At 72.3% G+C, this 3,607-nt stretch carries 3 protein-coding genes; 2 read left to right on the plus strand and 1 reads right to left on the minus strand.

Annotated features, from left to right (window positions below):
* A partial coding sequence (gene mnmC, locus K206_RS0117580) for a bifunctional tRNA (5-methylaminomethyl-2-thiouridine)(34)-methyltransferase MnmD/FAD-dependent 5-carboxymethylaminomethyl-2-thiouridine(34) oxidoreductase MnmC (RefSeq protein WP_020203707.1) occupies positions 1-1,773 on the minus strand: 1,773 nt, incomplete at its 3' end.
* 257 nt (positions 1,774-2,030) lie between these two features.
* Between mnmC and K206_RS0117585 the strand changes: the two genes are divergently transcribed.
* Entirely contained in the window at positions 2,031-2,888 is an 858-nt protein-coding gene (locus K206_RS0117585; protein WP_020203708.1) for a 23S rRNA (adenine(2030)-N(6))-methyltransferase RlmJ, read from the plus strand.
* A 346-nt stretch (positions 2,889-3,234) separates the two neighbouring features.
* Positions 3,235-3,607: hypothetical protein (locus K206_RS0117590; protein ID WP_020203709.1), on the plus strand; the 373-nt coding region annotated here is incomplete at its 3' end.

Here is a 3,607-nt window from a genome sequence, read left to right on the forward strand (position 1 = left end):
CGCGGCGTCCTGCGCGGCGCGCGCCTCGTCGGCGATGCGGCCGATCAGCGGCAGGCGGTTGTGCGACACGCTGCGCACGCCGACGTAGCCGTCCAGCGCGGCCGCATCGAGCCGGCCCGCGGCGCCGGCCAGCCCGGGCAGCAAGGCGCCGAGCTTGGCGAGGTTCTCGGCATGCACGCCGGCGCGCGCGCCCTCCGCGCCGTCCTCGGCGTCGGCCGGCTCGTAGCTGGAGCCGACCCCCGCGCTGCCGTCGGCGGCGCGCGGCAGCAGGTAGCCGGTGCCCGTGACCACGCAGTCGGGCCAGGCGCCAAGCTGCTCGACCTGCGCCGCCGCCAGCGTGGTCAACTGCCCGCGCACCCGGTCGATCGTCACGTGGCGCAGCGGCAGCAGCCGCAGCGCTTCATGCGCATTGGCCAGCACCACCACCGGCGCCCGCGCCAGCACCGCGCCGGCCGCGTCGAGCGCCAGCCAGCCGTCGCCGTCGCGCGCCAGCCGCGCGACGCGGCAGCCGAAGCGCGCCGTCAGCGCCGCCCCGGCCTGCGCCAGTTGCGCGCCGCAGATGTCGGGCGGCGCGGCCCAGCCGCCCTGCTCGAACCACAGCCCGCCCAGCGGCACCGCCGCGGCGTGCCGGCGCGCCGCTTCCTCGGCCGGCATCCAGCGCGCGAAGGCCGCGGGAAACCCGAGCGCGGCCAGCGCGGCCTGCTGGATGCGCGCGTCTTCCTCGCCGGCGCCGGTCTGCAGCACGCCGCACTCGTGCCAGCCCGGCGCGTGGCCGGCCGCGGCCAGCGCGGCCCAGTGGCGCAGCGAGGCGAGATTGCCGGCGCGCGACAGCCGCGACAGGATGCTGTCGTCCGACGACAGGTGCGGATGCATGGCCGCCGCGCGATGGGCCGAGGTCAGCCGCGCCGGACCGTCATGCGCATCGAACAGCGTGACGCGCCAGCCGCGCGCGGCAAGGCGCTCCGTCACCGCGCAGCCGGCCAGCCCGGCGCCGACCACGATCGCATGGCGCTCGGGCCAGGCCGCGGGCGCCGGCGGCGGATGCCGGCGCCGGGCGCGCTCGGCGGGGAAATGCCCCACCGTCATGTGCCATTTGCTGCCGTAGCCGGTCGCGCGCCGGGCCTCGAAGCCGGCGGCCTGCAGGCCGCGGCGCACGAAGCCGGCCGCGGCGTAGGTCGCCAGCGTGGCCTCGGGCCGCGCCAGCCGGGCCAGCCGCTTCATCAGCGGCGGCTGCCACATCTCGGGATTGCGCTCGGGCGCGAAGCCATCGAGGTAGAACGCATCGGCGCCCAGCACCAGCCGCGGCAGCATGGTGTCGATGTCGCCGAAGGCCAGCGTCAGCACCACCGCCCCGCCCTCGAACGCCAGCCGGTGCATGCCCGGCAGCGCCAGCGGCCACGCCTGCTGCAGCTGCTCGGCCAGCGGAGCCAGTTCGGCCGCGCCGGACATCCTGGCATGGACGGCGGCCAGGCCGTCGCGCGTAAACGGATGCTTCTCGATGGAAACGAAATGCAGGCGCCGGCAGCGCCGCGGATCGGCCCGCCACGCCTGCCACGTCGCCAGGAAATTCAGGCCCAGGCCGAAGCCCGTCTCCAGGATCACGAACTGGTCGCGCCCGCCCCACGCCTGCGGCAGGCCGTTGCCGCCGAGGAACACGTGGCGGGCCTGCGCGAGGCCGCCCTCGTCGCTGTGGTAGACGTCGCCATAGCGCGTCGAATAAGGCGGCCCGGCATCGGAGAAGACGGGTTCGGCGGGATCCAGTGAGCGGGACATGAAGCGGGCAAGAACGTCTGGCATGAGGGGAATCGGGAGAAATTCCGGGCAAACGCACCGGAGAAATCCACCGGGAATCCAGCCAGCGGGGGCGGACAGGGCGGACGGCCCCGGGTGGCGGCGATGGTAGCATAGCGCCCTGCGCCGCCGCCCTGCCCGGCATCCACCGCCTGGCATCCGCGCGCTCCTGCCGCTCTTTTTGCTGCGCTTTTGCCGCCCCTCGGCCGCTCTTTTTGCCGTCTTTCGCCCGCCTTGCCATGTTCAGCTACCGTCACGCCTTCCACGCCGGCAACCACGCCGATGTCCTCAAACACGCCATCGTGGTCCAGTTGCTGGAGCAGTTGACCCAGAAAGACAAGCCCTTCTGGTATATCGACACGCATGCCGGCGCCGGGCTGTACGCGCTGGACCATGCCTACGCGCAGAAGAAGGGCGAGTTCGAGACCGGCATCGCCCGGCTGTGGCAGGCCGCCGCCGCCAAGCGGCCCATGCCCACCGTGCTGGAGGACTACCTGGAACAGGTGCGCACGCTCAACCCGGATGGCAGCCTGCGGCACTATCCGGGCTCGCCGTGGCTGGCCTGGCAGATGCTGCGCGACGCCGACCGCCTGCGCCTGTTCGAGATGCACCCCACGGAAATCCAGGTGCTGCGCGACAACTTCCGCGGCGCCGGCCGCCGCGTCATGCTGTACGACGGCGACGGCTTCACCGGCATCAACGCCATCCTGCCGCCCCCGCCGCGCCGCGCGCTGGTGCTGGTCGACCCCTCCTACGAGGACAAGCAGGACTACGCCCGCGTGGTGCGCACGCTGCAGGACGGCCTGCAGCGCTTCGCCACCGGCATCTATGCCATCTGGTATCCCGAGGTGCAGCGCCGCGAATCGGTGCAGTTGCCGGTGCAGCTCAAGAAGCTGCCGCTCAAGAGCTGGCTGCACGTCACGCTCACGGTCAAGCAGCCGGTGGCCGGCGGGCTGGGCCTGCACGGCAGCGGCATGTTCATCGTCAACCCGCCGTGGCGCCTCAAGGAAAACCTGGAAGCGGCCATGCCCACGCTGGTCTCGCTGCTGGGCCAGGATGCCGGCGCCGGCTTCACGCTCGAAGCGCGGGAAGACTGAAGTCATGACGGTGCCGATGATGGCACTGCCGATGGCACCGACAGCACCGACGGCACCGACAACGGCGCGACATAGGCGCCGGGAAAACCAGATCTAAGCATCTTCTACTTGGCCCGCGCCCGCTAAGACCGTAGCATCGATCCCCAAAACCTCGGCGCGAGGCTGCGGCATGGCACGTGCGTGACACAGGCCTGAAACACGCCTGACACACACGGAATATGCCGGCACGTACCCGAACGCACGAGGCACCATCGGCATGGCAGGCCGCCGCCAGCGCGGCCACCGTGCGCACGGACAGGACCGGACACCACAGGACCGGCCGCCGGACATCGGGTACAAGGGTCATATGAAAACACTCAGCGGAGCCGGCAACGGCTGGACAACGGACGCCGACGCGGCCGACCGGGGAATCTGGAAGAACACCATCGCCGCGGCCAGCCATGCGCTGGAAACCGTCGCGCTGATCGAGCACGGCGTCGGCATGACGCTGCGGCTGCAGCGCAAGGTCCGCGAACTGCGCGAGCGCCTGCGCACCACGCAGGCCGAACTCGACCGCTACCGCGACCTGCACGCCCTCGCACTCGAAGCCCTGCGCGCGGCCGAGCCGCCCGCGGCGGAGGACGCCGGCAAGCTCCGCGCCGACGGCGAAGCGCTGCGCCTGCGCCACCGCGCCTACAAGCTGCTGATCGAGCACTACGGGGTCGCCTCAGAAAACGGAA

The organism is Cupriavidus sp. WS (assembly GCF_000395345.1).
Taxonomy (GTDB): Bacteria; Pseudomonadota; Gammaproteobacteria; order Burkholderiales; family Burkholderiaceae; genus Cupriavidus; species Cupriavidus basilensis_B.